The 19364-nt window shown below is 70.1% G+C and carries 21 protein-coding genes; 12 read left to right on the forward strand and 9 right to left on the reverse strand.

Annotated features, from left to right (window positions below; all coding sequences use genetic code 11):
• From A7B20_RS11620 to A7B20_RS11630, 3 genes are all read left to right on the forward strand, one after another.
• On the forward strand, positions 1 to 435 hold a 435-nt coding region (locus A7B20_RS11620; protein WP_102108751.1), incomplete at its 5' end, for a tellurite resistance TerB family protein.
• A gap of 124 nt (positions 436 to 559) precedes the next feature.
• The gene (locus A7B20_RS11625) at positions 560 to 1417 is read left to right on the forward strand and encodes a PhzF family phenazine biosynthesis protein (RefSeq protein ID WP_102108752.1); all 858 of its coding nucleotides are present in this window, start codon (positions 560 to 562) and stop codon (positions 1415 to 1417) included.
• 96 nt (positions 1418 to 1513) lie between these two features.
• Positions 1514 to 1927: a Fur family transcriptional regulator gene (locus tag A7B20_RS11630; RefSeq protein ID WP_102108753.1), complete on the forward strand. Its 414-nt coding sequence runs from the start codon at positions 1514 to 1516 to the stop codon at positions 1925 to 1927.
• On the opposite strand, the gene A7B20_RS11635 is transcribed toward A7B20_RS11630, so the two are convergent.
• Both A7B20_RS11635 and A7B20_RS11640 read right to left on the reverse strand, forming a co-directional pair.
• Complete coding sequence (locus tag A7B20_RS11635; protein WP_102108754.1) at positions 1924 to 2727, reverse strand: metallophosphoesterase family protein; 804 nt, start codon at positions 2725 to 2727, stop codon at positions 1924 to 1926. The two genes, A7B20_RS11630 and A7B20_RS11635, sit on opposite strands and share 4 nt — an antisense overlap.
• A complete protein-coding gene (locus A7B20_RS11640) occupies positions 2724 to 3641 on the reverse strand; it encodes a diacylglycerol/lipid kinase family protein (RefSeq protein WP_157937666.1) in 918 nt (305 codons plus the stop codon). Before A7B20_RS11640 ends, A7B20_RS11635 begins: the two co-directional genes overlap by 4 nt.
• Positions 3642 to 3795: 154 nt before the next feature.
• Between A7B20_RS11640 and eno the strand changes: the two genes are divergently transcribed.
• Together eno and A7B20_RS21275 are read left to right on the forward strand one after the other, a co-directional pair.
• The gene (gene eno, locus A7B20_RS11645; RefSeq protein WP_102108756.1) at positions 3796 to 5073 is read left to right on the forward strand and encodes a phosphopyruvate hydratase; all 1278 of its coding nucleotides are present in this window, start codon (positions 3796 to 3798) and stop codon (positions 5071 to 5073) included.
• A 158-nt stretch (positions 5074 to 5231) separates the two neighbouring features.
• Positions 5232 to 5381 carry a hypothetical protein gene (locus A7B20_RS21275; RefSeq protein WP_157937667.1) on the forward strand — a complete coding sequence of 50 codons (150 nt, stop codon included), beginning with the start codon at positions 5232 to 5234 and terminating at the stop codon, positions 5379 to 5381.
• Positions 5382 to 5480: 99 nt separating this feature from the next.
• Here A7B20_RS21275 and A7B20_RS11650 read toward each other — a convergent pair whose 3' ends face one another.
• A complete protein-coding gene (locus tag A7B20_RS11650) occupies positions 5481 to 6170 on the reverse strand; it encodes a PRC-barrel domain-containing protein (RefSeq protein ID WP_102108757.1) in 690 nt (229 codons plus the stop codon).
• Positions 6171 to 6323: 153 nt separating this feature from the next.
• Here A7B20_RS11650 and A7B20_RS11655 point away from each other — a divergent pair, with 153 nt between their 5' ends.
• A complete protein-coding gene (locus tag A7B20_RS11655; protein WP_102108758.1) occupies positions 6324 to 6863 on the forward strand; it encodes a glutathione peroxidase in 540 nt (179 codons plus the stop codon).
• Entirely contained in the window at positions 6860 to 7279 is a 420-nt protein-coding gene (locus A7B20_RS11660; RefSeq protein ID WP_102108759.1) for a cupin domain-containing protein, read from the forward strand. The genes A7B20_RS11655 and A7B20_RS11660 overlap by 4 nt, the downstream gene beginning before the upstream one ends.
• 6 nt (positions 7280 to 7285) lie before the next feature.
• On the opposite strand, the gene A7B20_RS11665 is transcribed toward A7B20_RS11660, so the two are convergent.
• Both A7B20_RS11665 and mdoH read right to left on the reverse strand, forming a co-directional pair.
• Positions 7286 to 7876 carry a YceI family protein gene (locus tag A7B20_RS11665; protein ID WP_102108760.1) on the reverse strand — a complete coding sequence of 197 codons (591 nt, stop codon included), beginning with the start codon at positions 7874 to 7876 and terminating at the stop codon, positions 7286 to 7288.
• Positions 7877 to 7890: 14 nt separating this feature from the next.
• Positions 7891 to 9717 carry a glucans biosynthesis glucosyltransferase MdoH gene (gene mdoH / locus A7B20_RS11670; RefSeq protein WP_245866842.1) on the reverse strand — a complete coding sequence of 609 codons (1827 nt, stop codon included), beginning with the start codon at positions 9715 to 9717 and terminating at the stop codon, positions 7891 to 7893.
• Between the two features lie 123 nt (positions 9718 to 9840).
• On the opposite strand from mdoH, the gene A7B20_RS11675 reads away from it, so the two are divergent.
• Positions 9841 to 10887: a glycosyltransferase family 4 protein gene (locus tag A7B20_RS11675; RefSeq protein ID WP_102108762.1), complete on the forward strand. Its 1047-nt coding sequence runs from the start codon at positions 9841 to 9843 to the stop codon at positions 10885 to 10887.
• Here A7B20_RS11675 and A7B20_RS11680 read toward each other — a convergent pair.
• From A7B20_RS11680 to murD, 4 genes are all read right to left on the reverse strand, one after another.
• Positions 10884 to 12386, reverse strand: coding sequence for an ABC transporter permease (locus A7B20_RS11680; RefSeq protein WP_245866843.1), 1503 nt, complete (start codon positions 12384 to 12386; stop codon positions 10884 to 10886). The genes A7B20_RS11675 and A7B20_RS11680 overlap by 4 nt on opposite strands.
• A gap of 62 nt (positions 12387 to 12448) precedes the next feature.
• Positions 12449 to 13273: an ABC transporter ATP-binding protein gene (locus A7B20_RS11685; RefSeq protein WP_102108764.1), complete on the reverse strand. Its 825-nt coding sequence runs from the start codon at positions 13271 to 13273 to the stop codon at positions 12449 to 12451.
• On the reverse strand, positions 13260 to 14273 hold the full coding sequence (locus A7B20_RS11690; RefSeq protein ID WP_102108765.1) for an ABC transporter substrate-binding protein: 1014 nt from the start codon (positions 14271 to 14273) through the stop codon (positions 13260 to 13262). Before A7B20_RS11690 ends, A7B20_RS11685 begins: the two co-directional genes overlap by 14 nt.
• 252 nt (positions 14274 to 14525) lie before the next feature.
• A complete protein-coding gene (murD, locus tag A7B20_RS11695; protein ID WP_102108766.1) occupies positions 14526 to 15932 on the reverse strand; it encodes a UDP-N-acetylmuramoyl-L-alanine--D-glutamate ligase in 1407 nt (468 codons plus the stop codon).
• 509 nt (positions 15933 to 16441) lie between these two features.
• On the opposite strand from murD, the gene A7B20_RS11700 reads away from it, so the two are divergent.
• The 4 genes from A7B20_RS11700 to A7B20_RS11715 all read left to right on the forward strand — a co-directional run bounded on the left by A7B20_RS11700 (position 16442) and on the right by A7B20_RS11715 (position 19350).
• Positions 16442 to 16759, forward strand: a complete 318-nt coding sequence (locus tag A7B20_RS11700) for a hypothetical protein (RefSeq protein ID WP_102108767.1) — start codon at positions 16442 to 16444, stop codon at positions 16757 to 16759.
• Between the two features lie 97 nt (positions 16760 to 16856).
• On the forward strand, positions 16857 to 17402 hold the full coding sequence (locus tag A7B20_RS11705) for a hypothetical protein (protein ID WP_102108768.1): 546 nt from the start codon (positions 16857 to 16859) through the stop codon (positions 17400 to 17402).
• Positions 17403 to 17576: 174 nt separating this feature from the next.
• Positions 17577 to 18662, forward strand: coding sequence for an AI-2E family transporter (locus A7B20_RS11710; RefSeq protein WP_102108769.1), 1086 nt, complete (start codon positions 17577 to 17579; stop codon positions 18660 to 18662).
• Positions 18663 to 18666: 4 nt separating this feature from the next.
• Entirely contained in the window at positions 18667 to 19350 is a 684-nt protein-coding gene (locus A7B20_RS11715) for an HdaA/DnaA family protein (protein WP_102108770.1), read from the forward strand.
• The last annotated feature ends 14 nt before the right edge of the window (positions 19351 to 19364 follow it).

A 19364-nucleotide genomic window follows, 5' to 3' on the forward strand; every position in this document is an offset into this window, starting at 1 on the left:
GGCCTCGCGGGCGCCACCGGCGGCGCGGCCGGAGCGAGGAAGATGCAGGGGCTGCTCGACACCACGAAGCCCGTGGCCTCGGAAGCCGAGGCGGGCCTCGTGATCCGCGCCATGGTGATGGCGGCCAAGGCCGACGGCGAGATCGACGCGAACGAGCGCGAGGCGCTGTTCGAGGTGCTGGACGAGACCGACCCTTCCGACCGCGCCTTCCTGGAGCAGGCCATGGCCGCGCCCGTGGACGTGGAGGCGCTGGCCCGCGACGTGCCCGGCGGCATGGAGGTCGAGATCTACGCCGCCGCCCTGATGGCGATCGACCCCGACAACCGCGCGGAGGCCGAGTTCCTGGACCGCCTCGCCCAGCGGCTGAACGTGTCCCGCGCCCATGTGAACGACATCCACGAGGCCCAGGGCAAGCCGCCGCTCTACACGCTGTAGGGCGGAACGGGTACCGTCCGGCAGATCGGCGTTGCATCCGGCTGCGCGGTCGGGTCTGAGTGTCTCCGGCAGGGAACAGACAGGACTTGCCGACGGAAGCCGCGACCGCAAAGGACCGGACAGGATGACCGATTACCGCGTCTACGACGTGTTCACCTCCGAAGCCTTCGGCGGCAACCCGCTCGCGGTCATCACCGACGCGCGGGGGCTGGCGGAGGATCAGCTTCAGAGGATCGCGCGGGAGTTCAATTTCTCCGAGACGACCTTCGTCTTTCCGCCGGAAGACCCCGCGCACACCGCGCGGGTTCGGATCTTCACCCCGACCACGGAGATCCCCTTTGCCGGCCATCCCCTGATCGGCACCGCAACCGCGCTGCACGACCTCGGGCGCGGAAGCGAGCTGGTGCTGGAGGTCGGCGTCGGGCCGATCCCCTGCGCGATCGAGGAGGGCGAGGCGCGCTTCACCACCAGCCGCCCCCTGGTGGTCGATGCCCACCCGGACCTCGCGGATGTCGCGGCCTGCGGCGGGCTTCTCGCCGGGCAGATCCGCACCGACCGCCACCTGCCGGTGCAGGCCGGGCTTGGCCTGCCCTTCGTGCTGGCGGAACTGACAGATGCCGATGCCCTGGCCGCCATCTCCCCCGATGCCGAGGCGTTCCGGAGGGGCGCCGCGGCCTATCCGGCGGAACTGCATTTCGCCGTGCTCTACTACGTCCGCGACGGCGCGGCGGTGAAGGCGCGGATGTTCGCGCCGCTCGACAACATCATCGAGGATCCCGCCACCGGCAGCGCCGCCGCCGCCCTTGGCGCCTACCTGACGCAGCTCGAGGGGCAGAGCCTGACCCTGCTGATCGACCAGGGGGTCGAGATGGGCCGGCCCAGCCGGATCCGCGTCGACACCGAGGTGGTGGACGGGCTTTGCCGCTCTGTCCGCATCTCGGGGCGGGCGGTGAAGGTGATGGAGGGGCGGCTGACGCTCTGACGGCGGAGCGCGGCGGATGGCCGGGCAGATTTGGGTGGAGCGGGCGCGCCGTATCCGCTAGACCCTTCGGACACGGAACCTCCGCCGGAACGCGCCATGGGCGACACCATCATAGACCGCTGCGAGGGCAAGGGCCTGCGCATGACGGAACAGCGGCGCACCATCGCGTCGGTGCTGGAGGATTCGGCCGACCACCCCGATGTCGAAGTCCTCTACGCCCGCGCGTCCGAGCGGGATCCGCGCATCTCGCTCGCCACGGTCTACCGCACGGTGAAGCTGTTCGAGGAGGCGGGCATCCTCGAGAAGCTGGAGTTCGGCGACGGGCGCGCCCGCTACGAGGATGCCGAGCGCGACCACCACGACCACCTGATCGACCTGACCACCGGCGCGGTGATCGAGTTCGTCGATCCCGAGATCGAGGCCCTGCAGGAGAAGATCGCGGCGAAGCTCGGCTATGACCTCAAGGGCCACCGGATGGAGCTGTTCGGCGTGCCGAAGAAGCGCGGCTAGCCGCCGTTCGCCTGCCAGCCCGCGGGCCCGAGCCGGAAGGCCGCGGCGCGCTGCGGGACATAGTCGCGCCCTTCCGCATCGGCGACGAAGCGTTCGACCCGCACCATGCCGGATTTCAGCGTCAGCAGGTTGAAATCGTTCTCCTCGCCCCTGACCCGCGTCGACAGGCCGGTGCCCGCCTGCACCTGGAGCATCGAGTGGCGGTCCGTCACCTCGGCATAGGGCGCGGCGGACCAGCTGTGCAGGTGGCCCGAGAGCACGATGTCGGTGCCGCAGGAGGCCAGCGCCTCCAGCGCCTCGGCCGAGCCCTTCATCAGCTGCTTGCTTTCCCCGGGCAGGTGTTCCAGCGGATGGTGCACGACGAGGATGCGGATGCGGCTCTTGTCGCCCTCGAAACTGGCGCGCACCCTCCGGATGTCGCTCTTGGTGAACCAGCCCCGCTGCCAGTTGAAGCGGTTCACCGTGTTGATGCCGATGATCATCACCTCGTCGTCGACATGCGCGGGCTCCAGCTCCTGCGCGATCCAGCGGCGATAGCGGCGCCAGGGCGCGACGAGGCGCATGTAGAGGTTGTCGAGCGGCACGTCGTGATTGCCCGGCACCGACAGCACCGGCGGCGCCAGCATGTCGATGAAGGCGCGTGCCGCCTCGAACTGGCTGTTCCGCGCCCGCTGGGTCAGATCGCCCGAGATCGCCACCATGTCGGGGGCGAGGTCGTTGATCCGGTGCGCGAGGGCCTTCACCAGCTCGGGACGGTCGCGCCCGAAGTGGAGGTCGGACAGGTGGACGAGTCGCTTCATCGGATCTCCAGGTCGAGTTCGGGCGGAACCATCACCTGCAACGCGTCGAGATGCGCCTCGATCTTCAGCGGCGAGTCGAGCCGCAGCCGCTCGCCGTCGAGCGCGACCTTCTGGCTGCGGCGGCGGCAGCGGATCTCGAAGGATGTCGCGGTCAGCAGGATGAAATCGCGCTTCTCCTCGGCCATGCCCATGGCGATGGCCAGCGCCTGGCGGATCAGTCCCCAGCGTCCGGCATCGGGCGAGAGGTACATGGCGAGCTTCCCCTCCTTCAGCGCCTCGACACCCTTCAGCCCCTGCTGCTCCATCTGGAAGGCGTTGTTCAGCACGAAGACGAGCGGCGTGCGGAGGGTCGTCCTCTCGCCGTCGGCGTCGATCGTCAGCGACAGCGGGCGGCGCAGGGTCAGCAGCACCTTCAGCACCGACCAGTAGGCGGCGATGCGCGAGCGGCCCCACTTCTTGTAGACGCCCTCGCGCGTCTCCAGGATCTCGGGATAGCGGCCGATGGAGGTGTTGTTCAGGAACAGCCGCCCGTTGATCGTCCCGGTGCGCACCTTCGACGCCCGGCCGTTGACGATCACCTCGACCGCCTGCTCCAGCTCTTCCGGGATATCCAGCGACCGGGCGAAGTAGTTGAAGGTGCCAAGCGGCAGCACGCCCATGGGCACGCCGGTGTCCGCCAGCCCCTCGGCCACGCCGCAGATGGTGCCGTCGCCGCCGCCCGCCACCACGATGGCGGCGCCGTCCTCGACCGCGCTGCGGACCCGGCCCGGAAGGTCGTCGCCCTTGCGCAGCGTGCGGATGTCGGCCTCGACGCCCCGGTCGCGGAACAGCCCGGCGAGTTCCTCGGAGATCGCGCCGCCTCTCTCCTTGCCGGAATTGGGGTTGAGGAGGACCACGATCTTGCCCTCTGCCATGGTCTGTCCTGCCCTCGTTCCTGTCGATCCAAGTCGCCGCCATAACGCCGCAGGCGGGGCAGAAGTTGCATCGCGCCGCGCCGCCATGCCGGTTCCTTCCCGTCGGCCGCCCTGCTATAGAGGCGCCGACGCCCAAACAGCGCTGGAGCAAGACATGAGCACCATTATCGACATCATCGGCCGCGAGATCCTCGACAGCCGGGGCAATCCCACGGTCGAGGTCGACGTGATCCTCGAGGATGGCACCATGGGCCGCGCCGCCGTGCCCTCGGGCGCATCCACCGGCGCCCACGAGGCGGTCGAGCGGCGGGATGGCGACAAGGGCCGCTACATGGGCAAGGGCGTGCTGGGCGCCGTCGCCGCCGTGAACGGCGAGCTGGCCGAAGGCCTCATCGGCATGGACGCGACCGAGCAGGAAGCGATCGACGCCACGATGATCGAGATCGACGGGTCGGACAACAAGGGCCGCCTCGGCGCCAACGCGATCCTCGGCGTCTCGCTCGCCTGCGCCAAGGCGGCGGCCGATTTCACCTCGCAGCCCCTGTTCCGCTACGTCGGCGGCACCGCGGCCCGCACCCTGCCGGTGCCGATGATGAACATCATCAACGGCGGCGAACACGCCGACAACCCGATCGACATCCAGGAATTCATGATCATGCCGGTCGCGGCCGAGGACATCCGCGAGGCGGTGCGCATGGGCTCGGAAGTGTTCCACACCCTGAAGAAGGAGCTGTCGGCGGCGGGCATGTCCACCGGCCTCGGCGACGAGGGCGGCTTCGCGCCGGAACTCCAGAGCACCCGCGACGCGCTCGACTTCATCCTGAAGTCCATCGAGAAGGCGGGCTACACCCCGGGCCAGGACATCTACCTCGCCATGGATTGCGCGGCGACCGAGTACTACCGTGATGGAAAGTACGAGATGAAGGGCGAAGGCGCCTCGCTCTCCTCGGAAGAGAACGTCGCCTATCTCGCGAAGCTCGTCGCGGACTATCCGATCATCAGCATCGAGGACGGCATGTCCGAGGACGACTGGGACGGCTGGAGGATGCTGACCGACGAACTGGGCGCGAAGGTGCAGCTGGTGGGCGACGACCTGTTCGTGACCAACCCGAAGCGGCTGGCCGAGGGGATCAGGGCGGGCTGCGCGAACTCGATGCTGGTGAAGGTCAACCAGATCGGCACGCTGTCGGAGACGCTCAAGGCCGTCGATATGGCGCACCGCGCGCGCTATACCAACGTGATGTCCCACCGCTCGGGCGAGACGGAGGATGCGACCATCGCCGACCTCGCCGTGGCGACGAACTGCGGCCAGATCAAGACCGGCTCGCTGGCCCGCTCCGACCGGCTGGCGAAGTACAACCAGCTGATCCGGATCGAGGAGATGCTGGGCGAGACCGCCGTCTTCGCCGGCACCTCGATCCTGCGTGGCTGAGGACCTCGGGCCGACCCTCGGGCGCCGGGCCGCGACGTAGGATGGGTGATATCACCCATCCTACCCGGCCCTGGCCCAGGATCGTTCGCACGAACCGACATTGAGGATGCAGTGCGGACACGCGCGGACGGCGACGACGGAAGCGACGAGGGAGGAGGATGTGCCGCCTGCCATGCCGTGCCGCCGCTCTGGCGACGCTCCTGCTCCTGGCGGGTTGCGCGGTCGTTACCCTGCCCGTGAAGGTCGTGACGACGGCGACGGGCGCGGCGGTCGGCGCGGTGACGCAGGACGCGTTCCGTCCACGCTGAGGAGTATCCGCGAGAATGCGCAGGGTCGTTTGACTGCCCCAAGAGCGTTTCCGGACGTAGGATGGGTGATATCACCCATCCTACCGGCGGCGGCAACCGTCAGTCTTCCCACATCGTGTCGTCGACCTTCGGCAGCGCCTTCAGCTGGTCCTCGGACATCCGGGTGAGGAAATAGAGCGCGTTGCCGACACGGACCGAGCGCACTTCCTGCGCGGGCACCAGAACCACGGTGCGGCCGATCCCGAGGAAACCGCCGACTTCCACCACCAGCCCTTCCAGCTGGCCGTTCGGGTTCAGCGCCAGGTCCTCGATCTCGCCCACGTCCTTCCACTCGGCCGGGACGTCCAGCAGCGGCTCGCCCACGGTCCAGTCGGTGGCGTTGCCGTCGGCGTCCTGCGAGACGTAGACGTTGCCGTCCAGGAGGCTCGTCGCGCGCACGAGGCCGGAGACCATCGGCGTGTCCGCGCCGGGGCTGGCGGGCGCGGTCGAGGTACCGGCGGCCGGTTCCGTGGTCGCCGCCTGCGAGCCGGTGGAGGGCGTCGCGCTGTCGCTGCCGGATGCGGTCGCGGAGGTGTCGCCGGTCGCGTTCTGGTCGGCGGTGCCGGTCGCGGAGGAGGTGTCGCCGGACGCGCTGCCGCTGTCGCCCGCGCTCGGCGGATCGGCCTGGATGGTGGCGGTGGTCTGGTCGTTGACCTGGTCGCCCGTCGAGCTGTCGGTCGTCTGCTGCGCCCCGGCAGGCAGCGCCACGCAGAGGGCCAGGCCGAGGGCGGCGGGGAAGCGGAATGTCATCGCGGTATCCTTTGCAAAGCGTTCGGTTCTTTGACGTCACAAGCCCGTGACGCGCCCCGCGGTTCCCCGCCCCGCCTTGACTTTTGCCGCCGCGAAACTCCCTTCCGCCCTGTAACGTGCCTGTCCGCGATGCCGTTCCCGAAAGGAATTCCGATGCGCGCCCTGCTCTTCGCCCTTGCCCCCGTCTTTGCCGCTTTCGTCGCCGCCCCTGCCCTCGCGGCCAGTCCGGACCGCGATGCGCCATTCGTCTCGATCGACGGCGGCACGCTGTCGCTCGCGCAATGGAGCGGGCAGCCGGTGCTCGTGGTCAACACCGCCTCGCGTTGCGGCTATACCCCGCAGTACGAGGGGCTGCAGACCCTCTACGACACCTACCGCGACAAGGGACTGGTGGTGCTGGCAGTCCCCTCGGACGACTTCAACCAGGAACTCGCCACCGCCGAGGAGGTGAAGGACTTCTGCGCGATCAACTACGACCTCACCCTGCCGATGACCGACATCACCCCGGTGAAGGGGGCCAAGGCGCATCCCTTCTACCAGTGGGTGCGGCAGAACACCGATTTCCAGCCGCGTTGGAACTTCAACAAGGTGCTGGTCGGCCGCGACGGCCGGGTCCTGGCGACCTTCGGGTCCAACACCGAGCCGATGTCGGCCGAGATGACGCGCCAGGTGGAAGCCGCGCTGAAGGGATGACCGCGGACGAGATCATCACCCTCCTCGACCTCGCCCCCCACCCCGAGGGGGGTTGGTACCGCGAGACCTGGAGCGAGGGCGGCACGCCCCGACCTTCCGGAACCTGCATCTACTTCCTGCTGACCGCCGACCAGACCAGCCACTGGCACCGGGTCGACGCCGCCGAGATCTGGCACTTCCACGCGGGCGACCCGCTTGCCCTGCGCATCGCGGCGGACGAGGCGGGGCCGGCGGAGACGCGTCTTCTCGGCCCCGACCTTGCGCGGGGGGAGCGGCCGCAGGTCGTGGTCCCGGCGCACCACTGGCAATCGGCGAGGACCCGGGGCGCCTGGACCCTCGTCGGGTGCACTGTCTCTCCGGGCTTCCGGTTCGAGGGGTTCGAACTGGCGCCCCGGGGCTTCGACATTCCCGGCTGAGCCCGGTCAGTCCTGCCGGATCGCCTCGAACTCCAGCATGATCTCCACCGCGTCGCCGACGAAGACCGGCAGCGCATAGGTGCTGCCGAAATCGCTGCGGTTGATCGTGGTCCTGGCCGAGGCGCCGATGGTCTCCTTGCCGTGGCAGCAGGGATAGTCGGCCAGCTGGTTCAGCGTCACCTCCAGCGTCACCGGCCGGCTGACCCCGCGGATCGTCAGCTCGCCCTCGACCGTGCCGGTGGTGTCCGAGGTCGGCGTGCCGCCGTCGGCGGTGAAGGTGATGTCGGGATTTGCCCCTGCGTCCAGGAAGTCGGCCGAGCGCACATGCTCGTCCCGCGCGGCATTGAAGGTGTCGACGCTGGCCGCGTCGATCTTCACCGACACGTCGGACAGGGTCTTCGTCTCGGGATCGTAGGTGAAGCCGCCCTCGACGTCCGCGAAGCGCCCCAGCACCTTGGCGTAACCCGCGTGCATCACGGTGAAGGCCACCACCATGTGCTCGGGGTCGAGCGCATAGCGGGCGGGTTCGGCGGCGGCGGGCAGCGGCGCGGCCAGCGCGGCGGCAAGGCACAGCGGTGCGGCGAGGTGTCTCTTCATGGCGTCTCTCCCTCTCAAATGGCGTTCAGGGCGGGCACCGGCGGGGGCGACGCCGGGTGGCGGTCTTCGGGAATGTCGAACAGGCCCCTGTCGATCGACCAGCGGCTGAGGCCCGGTGCCGTGGTCAGCACGGCGATCGGGACCGCGAGGAGCAGCGACAGCAGGATCGGCGCGGCAAAGACCATGGCCCAGGGTGCCATGAGGCCGAGCCACAGGGCAAGCGCGGCGCCCGCCAGCGTCTGCGGCCAGAGCACGCGCGCCGCCTCGCCCCATTCCAGCCGGGCGCGGCTTCGCTGCTGGGCGTCCCAGCCGATGCGCCGCCCGAAGGCGAGGCCGACCAGGAAGCGGGTCAGCGCGAAGGCGACGATCGGCGCCATCAGCATCGAGACCAGGATCTCGGCAAGCCCGCCCCGGATCCCCTGCCCGCGCCCGCCATAGGCCGCGGCGCGCGACCGCTCTGCCAGGATCTGCCCGAGGCCCATGAGCTTCGGCATCAGGTTCAGCACCATCAGCGCCGCGAACAGCCCGAGCGCGGCCCAGAGCGGCGTGCCCTCCACCTGTGCCCCGGACGCTGCCAGCCAGGCGCCGAGGCCGATGAACACCATCCAGGCGGGTGCCGCCAGATACATCTGGACGGCGAGATACAGCTGGATCCGGCTGACCGGCTTCAGCCCCGGCATACCCAGAAGCCTCAGGTACTGCATGTTGCCGTTGCACCAGCGCAGCTCGCGGCGGATGAAGTCGGCCAGGCTCGGCGGGTTCTCCTCGTAGCTCTCGCTCTCTTCGGCCAGCCCCCGCACCTCGTAGCCCGCCCGCCGCATCATCGCCGCCTCGAGCTGGTCGTGGCTCAGGATGTCGCCCGAAAGCGGCCCCCGGCCCGGCAGGACCGGCAGCATGCAATGTTCGCGGAAGGGCGCGGTGCGGATCAGGACGTTGTGCCCCCAGTTCGGCCCGCAATCCGCCTGCCACCAGGCAGAGCCGAGCGTATAGGAGCGCATCCCGTGGCGCATCCCGAACTGGAAGGCGCGGGTGAAGAAGGTCTTCGAGGGCATCCCGGCGACGAGGCTTTGCAGCATCCCGAGCTCCGGCGCCGCCTGCATCACCCGCACCAGCCGCAGCACCGTCGCCGCGCCCATGACGCTGTCGGCGTCGAGCGGCAGTAAGAAGTCGTAGTCGTCGCCGCGCCGCTGCAAGAACTCGGCGATGTTGCCGGCCTTGTAGCCGCGGTTGTCGCTGCGGCGTCGATAGACGATGCGGCTCGCCGCCGGGCCCGCACGCAGGGCGGCGACGGCCGCCTCCTCGGCCGCGGCCACGGCGGGGCGGTCGGTGTCGCTCAGGACGTGGAAATCGAAGCACGCGCCCCAGGGCGTCGCCGCCAGCGCCCGCTCCAGCCCGTGAAGGCGACGGAGCGACTCGGCCGGATCCTCGTTCCGCAGCGGCATGACGATGGCGGTGCGCATCACCACCGGCTCGCTCCCCGCGATCCGCCCCAGCACCGGCGCGACATGGACGGCGGCCCGCGGCCCGTACCGGCGGTCGAGCGCGAAGCCGATCACGCTGTTCCAGAGCCCGATGGAAAGCCAGGGCAGCGTCACGGAATAGGCCAGCAGCATCGCCCATTCCGACGCCATGATCCCCTCGAACGAGAGCAGCCCCAGCATCGCCGCGAACAGGACCGCGCAGGTCGCGACGTTCAGCGCCAGGATCAGGCGACGGCGGCGGGCGATTTCGGAGGGGGCGGTGTCGGAGGGGGCGGTCGCGGGCACGAACCGCGCGTCCTGCGCCCCGACCCCGTCGAAATCCGCCATCGTGTCGCGGACTTGTCCTGAACCGTCCGGCATCGTAACCCTCCCCTGAGTCCGCCCACGATGTGTAGTGCGAAGGCGCCCCGGTCCAATGACATTCCCGTTCTTTTTGTTACCATGCGTCAGCTTGCCCACCCCGGCGCGCGGAGGTGCCCAGGAATGAGGCAGAGCGCCACCTTCGCCATCCCGGGGGACATCGACACCCTGACCGGCGGCTACATCTACGAGAAGCAGCTGCTGCTGGCCCTGCGCCGGATCGGCTGGGACGTGACCCACCTGCCCCTGCCCGCAGGCTTCCCCGAACCATCGCCGCAGGATGTCGCCGCGACCGCCGCCGCCCTCGCCGCCGTGCCTGCGGACCGGCCCCTGATCCTCGACGGCTTCCTGCCCGGCGCCAGCCCGCCCGAGGTTCTGGCGGGGGTGCGCGCGCCGATGATCTCCGTCACACACCATCCCCTCGCCTACGAGACCGGGCTGGCCCCCGACCGCGCGGCCTGGCTGAAGCGGACCGAGCAGGCGAACCTCGCCCGCATGTCCCACGTGATCGTGCCGAGCCGGCACACCGCGCAGATGCTGATCGACGATTTCGCCGTGCCCGGGGAGCGGATCACCGTGGCGAGCCCGGGCATCCTGCGCCCCGCGCGCTCGACCGCGCCGAAGCCGCAGCCGCCGCGGATCCTGTCCGTCGGCCAGCTGGTCCCGCGCAAGGGCCACGACATCCTGCTGCGCGCCCTCGCCACGCTGACCGACCTCGACTGGCAGGCCGAGATCGTCGGCGGCGCCACCGATCCCGCCTGCGCCCGCGACCTCGAGCGGCTTTGCGACGACCTCGGCCTCTCGGACCGCGTCGCCTTCACCGGCAGTCTTTCCCCCGAGACGCTCGCCGCGCGCTATGCCGCTGCCACGCTCTTTGCCCTCGCCACCCGCTACGAGGGCTACGGCATGGTCTTCGCCGAGGCGCTGGCGGCGGGCCTGCCCATCGTCACCTGCGCCGCGGGCGCCGTGCCCGACACCGTGCCGGAGGGCACCGGCCTGCTGGTCCCGCCCGACGACGCCGACGCCTTCGCCGAGGCGCTGCGCCGCCTGCTCAGCGATCGCGAAAGCCGCACCGCCTTCGCCGCCGCGGCCGACGCCGCAGGCCACGCCCTGCCGACATGGGAGGACACCGCCCGCCTCGTCGCGCGCCAGCTCGCCCGCCTCGCCTAGCGGCGCAGCTGCTCGGGCGCGTAGCGGGCGAAGACCGCCCGCTCTGCCAGCGCCACTGCGCCGTGGGCCAGCACCGCGACCAGCGTCAGCACCGCCACCGCGCTCCACAGCATGTTGTAGTCGGAGGTGGAGGAGGACAGCGCCATCAGGTTGCCGATCCCCGTGCCCGTCGCCAGCCACTCCGCCACCGTCGCGGCAAGGATCGCCGCGGGCACCGTCATCCGCGCCGAGGCGAAGAAGGCCGGAAGCGCCGCGGGCAGCCGGGCATGGACCAGCGTCCGCCAGCGCCCCGCGGCATAGGTCTCGAACACGTCGATCACCGGGCGCGGCACCAGCCGCAACCCGTGCAGGCAGGCGATCAGCGTCGGGAAGAAGATCATCACCGCGACGATGGTGACGACTCCCGCCGCCCCCCGCCCGAGCGCCAGCACGATCAGCGGCGCCGTCGTCACGATCGGCACCGCCCGCAGCGTCACCGCCACCGGCAGCACGGCCCCCGCCGCCCGCGGCGCCAGCACGCAGAGCGCGGCCAGCACGGCCCCGGCCGCGAGCCCCGCGACGTAGCCTGGCCCGGCCATGGCCAGCGTCTGCCCGAGCGCCGCAAACAGCACCTCCCGGTGCTCTGCCGCCCCCGCCCCGGTGACGAGGAAGGCCCAGACGTCGCCGGGCCGCTTGGCGAAGAAGGCGTTCAGCCCGAAAAGCTCCATCGTGCCGTGCCAGACCAGCAGCACCGCCGCCGCCAGCGCCAGCCACAGCGCGAAAGTCACCCAAGGCGCCCTCCGCCGCTCGACCACGGGCGCCACCAGCAGCACCGGGGGCGCACCGGGCCAGAGCAGCCGGCCAAGCCGCCCCGCGCCCTCGTAGGCCAGGATCGACACCGCCGCCGCCAGCGCCGCCAGCGCCCAGGTCGCCTCCACGTCGAGGCTGCGCATGGCCCTCAACGCCAGCACCCCCACTCCCCGCTCGGCCCCCGTGAACTCGCCGATCATCGCGCCGAGGAACGCCGCGGGCGCCGCGATCTGGAGCCCCGCCACGAGATAGGGCACCGCCGCCATCCCGCGGACGTGCCGGAGCGCCGCCCATCGGCCCCGCCCGTAGCTGTCGACGAGATCCAGCCAGACCTGCGGCGCGGCGCGCAGCCCCGCCAGCAGGGGTACGAGGGTGGTGTAGAAGACCCCGAGCGCCGACAGCGTGACCTGCGGCCCGATGCCGGGTCCGTAGAGCACCCGCAGGATCGGCCCCGTCGCGATCAGCGGCAGGCAGAAGACGGCAAGCGAGAACAGGCGCACCGCACGCTCGGACACCGGCAGCAGCAGCGCCAGCGCGGCCAGCGCCACGGCGGCGAGGTTGCCGCAGAGATAGCCCAGAAGCGCGCTCTGGAACGTCGCCCACAGCGCCCGGCCCAGGAGCCCGGCATGCCCGGCCATGTACCCGGCGATCCCGACCGGACCGGCGAGGATGTAGCGCCCGTCCAGCGCCAGCGCCGCGAGTTCCCACATCCCAAGGACAGCACAGAGCCAGAGCACCGCCCGCAGCCATCGCCGATCGCGGCGCGCGGGCGTCATTCCGCCGCCAGACCGCCTTCGCGCCGCGCCTCGCCCTCGGCCAAGGCGCCCTCTACCGCGCGCACCGCGGCGCGGAAGGCGTCGGCATCCCGCATCGCGCCCTTGCGCGGCCGCGGCAGGTCCACGGCGACGTCGCGGATGACCCGGGCGGGGCGCGGCGACAGGACCACCACGCGGTCGGCCAGCAGCACCGCCTCGACGACCGAATGCGTGACCAGCAGCACCGTCGCCCGCGCCTCGGCCCAGATCGGCGGCAGCTCCAGGTTCAGCCGCCGCCGCGTCAGCTCGTCCACGGCACCGAAGGGCTCGTCCAGCAGCAGCGCCCGCGGCGCCGTGGCAAGGCAGCGCGCGATCGCCGCCCGCTGCCGCATGCCCCCCGACAGCTCCGCCGGGCGACGCCGCTCGAACCCGGCGAGCCCCACCCGCTCGACCAGCCGGTTCACCAGTTCGGGATCGGACGGCATCCGCGCCAGCACACGCGCCAGCGCGACGTTGCCCGCAAGCGTCCGCCACGGCAGCAGCGCGTCGTCCTGGAAGGCCACGGCCAGCTCGCCCCGCTGCCGCCGCGCCTGCGGGCTCTCGCCGCCGAGCGTCACCTCCCCGGCGTCGGCACGCTCCAGCCCCGCCGCGATCCTGAGCAGCGTGGACTTGCCGCAGCCCGAAGGCCCGACCAGCGCCACGGTGCTGCCGCCCGGCACGTCCAGGTCAACACCGTCGACCACGGCCACCACCTCGCCCCGCGGCCCCGCGAAGCGCTTCGATATCCCCGCCAGCCGGAGATCGACCGTCGCACCGTCAGAAGGGGTGTCAGGCCCCGCCATGGACCTCTTCCAGGATCGACCGGTCCCAGAGGTCCGGGCTCACCTGCCGCCCGAGCAGCGCCAGAGTCTCGACATTGGCCGCCACCGTCTCGTCGGTGAACCAGCCGAAGCCGTTCTGCTCGGTCAGGTCGGTGAACATCAGCGGCAGCTGCCTCTCGGCCTGGAGCTTCTGGGTCGCAAGGTCCAGCCCCGCGTCGGGGAACATCTTCACCGTCAGTTCCGCGGCGGCGTCGGTATCGGCGTGGTAATCGGTCCAGCCCATGACCTCGCCCTTCAGCAGCGCCACGAGGTCGGCCCGCCGGTTGGCGATGGAGTCCTCGGTCGCGATGTAGGTCTGCGAATGGACCGCATAACCGTGGTCGGCCAGCAGCATCACCACGGGATCGGCCCCCTTCATCGCCATCGCCACCGGAAGATCCGTGGCCCAGGACAGGAGGCAATCCACCTGCCCGGCCAGCAGAGGGGCGCCGTCGTACTGCGTCGGCACCACCTCGATCCTGCCGATGTCGACGTCGTTCAGGGTGCACAGCGCCTCCAGCACCGGCGTGTTCGCCGTCGCCATGCCGATCGACTTGCCCTCCAGGTCCTTCGGCACGTTCACCGGATTGTCCGGCAGCGAGGAGATGGCGAAGGGGTTCTTCTGCATCGCCACGGCAAGGATCCTGAACGGCGCGCCGTTCTCGACCGCGGCAGCGGTGTAGTCGGCCGCCGAGATCCCCAACAGGGCGGTGCCCGCCACCACCGGCGGCTCGACCGGCGCGTTCGGCCCGCCAGGCGCCAGCGCCACGTCAAGCCCGAGGTCGGACCAGTAGCCCTTCGACTGCGCGATGTAGCTGCCGCCGAACTGCACCGAGTGCAGCCACGAGAGCTGGAAGGTCACCGGCGTCGCCGCCCGCGCCGCGCGCGGCGCGAAGGGCGAGAGGGCAGCGGCCCCGAGGGCGGCACCCCCCATCTGCAGAAGACGGCGGCGGGGCAGGACGGTCTGCGGCTGGCGTGTCATCGGATCGGCATTCCCTCGGCTCGGACGCTGCAACCCCGGCGCGACCGCGCCGGTTGCTCCGATCATAGGGCGCCCGCGCCCCAAGGCCATAGACACGCGGACCAGCGTCATACTGCCCCGAGCACGCCCTTAAGGTCGGAGCGCGCACGCTCCCCCATCTTTGCTTCACAAATATCCCGGGGTCCGGGGCAGAGCCCCGGTCCCGCACCCTCGACCAACGCAACGCCGCAGTACCGAAGAAAACCTCGGATCCTACCCCGCCCCCACCACCCGCTCAACGGCGGCGACGAAGGCCTCGCCGCGCTTCTCGAAGTTCGGGAACTGGTCGAAACTCGCCGCCGCGGGCGCCAGCAGCACGGTATCCCCCGGCTGCGCCTCTTCCGCCGCGCGCGCCACGGCGGTGTCGATGTCGCCGCAAAGCTCGTGGTCGGTGTCGCCGAGCTGCAGCGCGAAGTCCCGCGCCGAATGGCCGATCAGGTAGGCCTTCCGGACCGACCCGAGGAAGGGCGCCAGCGCCGCGATGCCGCCGTCCTTGCCGAGCCCGCCGGCGATCCAGCGGATGTTGGCGAAGGCTTTCAGCGCCTGCTCGGCACTGTCGACGTTGGTCGCCTTGCTGTCGTTGACGAAGCGCACGCCGTCCTTCTCGGCCACCAGCTGGCTTCTGTGCGGCAGGCCCGCGAAGCTGGCCAGCGCGGCCTCGATCGTGCGCGGCGACAGGCCCAGCGTGCGCGCCACGGCATAGGCGGCGCAGGCGTTCTGGTGGTTGTGGGTGCCGGGCAGGCCCTTGATGTCGCGCAAATCCAGGCTCGCCACCTGCCGCCCCTTGCGCCACTCGGTCAGGAAGCCTTTCCGCGCCTGCACCGACCAGCCGGGCCCCGCCAGCTTCCGCTCGACCGAGATCCGGATCAGCCGGTCGTCCCCCGGCGCCTCGGCCAGCTGGTTCGCGAGGTACTGGCCTTCGGGCTCGTCCACGCCGATCACCGCCCGGTCCGGCCCGCCCTCGGCGAACAGCCGACGCTTGGCCGCGAAATAGCCGCCGAGCCCGCCGTGACGGTCCAGGTGGTCGGGGCTGATGTTGGTCAGCACGGCGATGTCGGGCGTCAGCGCGCGGGCGAGGTCGGTCTGGTAGCTCGACAGCTCCAGCACCACGACGCCCCCCTCCCCCGGCGGCGCGATGTCCAGAACGCCGCGGCCGATGTTGCCGGCCAGCTGGCTCGGCCGGCCGCCCTCGGTCAGGATGTGGTGGATCAGGGCCGAGGTGGTGGACTTGCCGTTGCTCCCCGTGACGGCCACCACCTTCGGCGGCGTGTCGAACTGGTCCCACTCCCCGGCGGCGAGCGAGCGGAAGAACAGGCCGATGTCGTTGTCGACGGGCACCCCCGCCTCCCAGGCGCGGGCGATCACCGGGTTCGGCGCGGGATAGAGATGCGGGATCCCGGGCGAGACGACCAGGGCCGAGACGCCCTCGAAGGCATTGGCCCGGGTCAGGTCGTGCAGCGTCAGCCCCGCAGCCTCCGCCGCCGCGCGCGACTCCGCGCTGTCGTCCCAGCAGAGCGCCTCCGCCCCCCCCGCCGCCAGCGCCCGCGCCGTGGCCAGCCCCGAGCGGCCAAGGCCCAGCACGGCGACCTTCGCACCATCATATCCGCGGACCGGGATCATGGATCAGCTCCTCTGCCAGATGCGACGCCATGGCTAGCGCCCTTCGCGGCAAAGGACCAGAGGAGGCGGGTGTGGGGCGGGGGCGGTTGCCGGAATGGCCGTCGGATAGCCTACCAAGCTGAGGGTCTGCTTGCGGCCCGGAACCGACGTTCAAGCCTAGCGCGATTGCCGCGGCGAAGAAAGTCAATCCGGAGTTTCCGGCATCTGGCCGGAAACCGGAGCTGCTTGCCGGAGGGCCTTGTGGGGAAGTTCCGCCGAAAGCTTCGGAAAACCCTGCAACGGCTTGTCGAAAGACCGGCGGTCAGTATAAATGAAAAGACCTCGGCGACCCAAATCGCCGAGGCATTGCTGCTGAAATACGAGGCACACCACCACTCACGGACCAGTGCCTTGGGGACGCTACCACGGAGCAGCTTGGACGCCAAGACTTTATCATATTGATAATCTGCTCCGTGGCCGTCTTCCGGGGTGCGTTGCGCGGCTTGTGAAAAGGACATAGGGTGTCTCGCATGGGCACGCTCGGATCAATTTTCGAACTCAGGACAATGCTGAGGGAACTCGAGCGGGATATGGGGTTCGACGGTCTGAACCGGACCGAACGGGACGTCATCCTTGCCGCGCACAGCCTCTCCCGCAGGCCGGGTGACATCGTCAGTTCCGATGTCCTGCGCTCCCATACGCTCCTCGAGCCGGTTGCACAGGCCACGTTCTATCGCGCCGTTGGCAAACTCGTCGGGCTCGGTCTGCTGGTCAGAGCCGAGAATACCAAGGCCAAGTCCTATGTCCTGCGCAGAGACCTCTTCGACAGCGGTCAGGCCAACCCCTGAACAGGCAATCCGCCATCCAGATCGCTTCCGGAGACAGTATGGAGCTTCGGGCCGAAAACCGGACTTGTTTTCCGTGAAATGTCTTCAAAGCTTTCTGATGGTCGTCCTGGCTTATGTTCTCGCGCATGGCCTGACTGCACTTCTGGTCACGCCGCTGCAGTCGCGGCTGATCCCGGAGATCACGCCATTCGCCAGTCTGGTCTATCTTCCCCACGGCGTTCGCGTTCTGTCGGCGTGGCTCCTCGGACGGTTTGCATTCTTTCCACTCTTCGCCGGAGCAGTGCTTTCGGAGGCCCTGTTCACGCCCGCCGGCACAATCCATGCGCTGAGCCCGGTGATCCTGATCTCGGTTGCCGTCGGTGCCTCTTCGGCAGTTCTGGCATTCGGGATCGTGAAGCTGTTGGGGCACGACTTTCTGGCAAGCAGAACGCGTCGCGTACGTTGGAACAAGTTGCTCATCGTCGGTGTCCTGGCCTCTTTCATCAATTCGCTGGGCCAGTCCTTCACCTTCTCCGGGGTGATCGTGCCGGATCAATCGCTCGCAGTGCTCGTGACCTACGCCATTGGCGACCTGATCGGGCTTATCGTGACGACACTGGCCCTCATGCTCATTTTCAGATGGATGCGCCTGCGCGCGAAATGATTGGCCTCGTTGCCGCGAACGGCCCATCCTCGACCTCGCCGAACGCCGCAGCCAAGGCCCGCTCCCCCTTCCGTCAAATCGCCCTGCACGCCCACCGCCCCCTCGCCGCCCCCTCCGGCCCTTGCGCGCGCGCGCGGCATCGGAGACAACGGAGGTGGACCAGGAGAGGTGGCGATGGCCCTGCCCGTGCGCGAACAGATGAAGTACTGGGGCATCGCCGCGGCGGTGCTTCTTCTGCTTCTGTGGTGGCTCGGCAACGTCATCCTGCCCTTCCTGCTGGGCGGCGGCATCGCCTACATGCTCGACCCGCTCGCCGACCGGCTGGAGCGGCTCGGGCTCGGGCGCGCGGCGGCGACGACGGTGATCACGGTGGTCGCGCTGCTGCTCTTCGTGGTGCTGGCGCTGCTCGTCATCCCCACCCTCGTCTCGCAGGCGGCGGGGCTGATCGAATCCGCGCCGAAGATCGCCGCCAACCTCCAGCGCTTCCTGACCGAACGCTTCCCCGACCTGGTCGAGGAAGGCTCGACCGTGCGCCGCTCGCTCGCCGGGATCGGCGAGACGATCCAGTCGAAGGGGGGCGAGCTCCTGAACACCGTGCTGGCCTCGGTCAGCGGGCTCGTCAACATCGTCGTGCTGTTCGTCATCGTCCCCGTCGTCGCCTTCTACCTGCTGCTCGACTGGGACAACATGGTGGCCAAGGTCGACGCGCTGCTGCCGCGCGACCACGCGCCGACGATCCGCCGCCTCGCCTCCGAGATCGACGACACCCTCGCCGCCTTCGTGCGCGGCCAGGGCACGGTCTGCCTGATCCTCGGCGTCTACTACGCGGGCGCGCTGATGCTCGCCGGGCTCCAGTTCGGGCTGGTCGTGGGCGCCATCGCGGGCTTCCTGACCTTCATTCCCTACGTCGGCGCGCTGGTGGGCGGCGGGCTTGCCATAGGGCTGGCGCTGTTCCAGTTCTGGGGCGATTGGTGGTGGATCCTGCTGGTCTGGGCGATCTTCCAGTCCGGCCAGTTCATCGAGGGCAACATCCTGACCCCGAAGCTCGTCGGCGATTCCGTCGGCCTGCACCCGGTCTGGCTGCTCTTCGCGCTCTCGGCCTTCGGCACGGTCTTCGGCTTCGTAGGGCTGCTGGTGGCGGTGCCGCTGGCGGCGGCGCTTGGCGTGATCGTGCGCTACGGGCTCCAGCAGTACCGGCACAGCACGCTCTACCGCGGTGCGACCGAGGATCCCGACGATCCCGACGGCGGGACGATCTGAGCGCATGGCACGGCAGCTCGCCTTCGACCTTCCGACCGTCACCGCGCTCGGGCGCGAGGATTTCTTCGTGGCGCCCTCCAACACGCTGGCGCTGGCCGCGCTCGACGGCTGGCGCGACTGGCCGCAGAGCAAGCTGGTGCTCAGCGGCGACGAGGGGTCGGGCAAGACCCACCTCGCCCACGTCTTCGCGGCGGCGACCGGGGCCCGGATCGTCCCGGCCCGCGACCTGGCCGCGGCCGACATCCCCGACCTCGCCCCCCGTGTCCTCGCGGTCGAGGACGTGCCCGCCATCGCCGGCGATCCGGAGGCCGAGCGGGCGCTGTTCCACCTGCACAACCTCTGTCTGGCCGAGGGCGGCACGCTGCTGATGACCGGCGCCGGGGCGCCCATGCGCTGGCGCATCGCCCTGCCCGACCTCGCGAGCCGCCTGCAGGGCACGCCCATGGTGACGCTGAACGCGCCGGACGACACGCTGCTGGCCGCGGTGATCGCCAAGCTGTTCGCCGACCGCCAGCTTGCGGTCGAGCCGCACGTCATCTCCTATCTGGTGCTGCGCATCGACCGCTCCTTCGCCGCCGCCCGCGAGGTGGTCACGCAGATCGACGCGCTGTCGCTGGCGGAGAAGCGGCAGATCACCCGGCCCTTCGCCGCGCGCGTCCTTGACTTGATCGAGCAGGGTACGCTGTGACTGTCATCATACCG

Source organism: Oceaniglobus roseus, assembly GCF_002869745.1.
In the GTDB taxonomy this organism is placed as follows: Bacteria; Pseudomonadota; Alphaproteobacteria; order Rhodobacterales; family Rhodobacteraceae; genus Oceaniglobus; species Oceaniglobus roseus.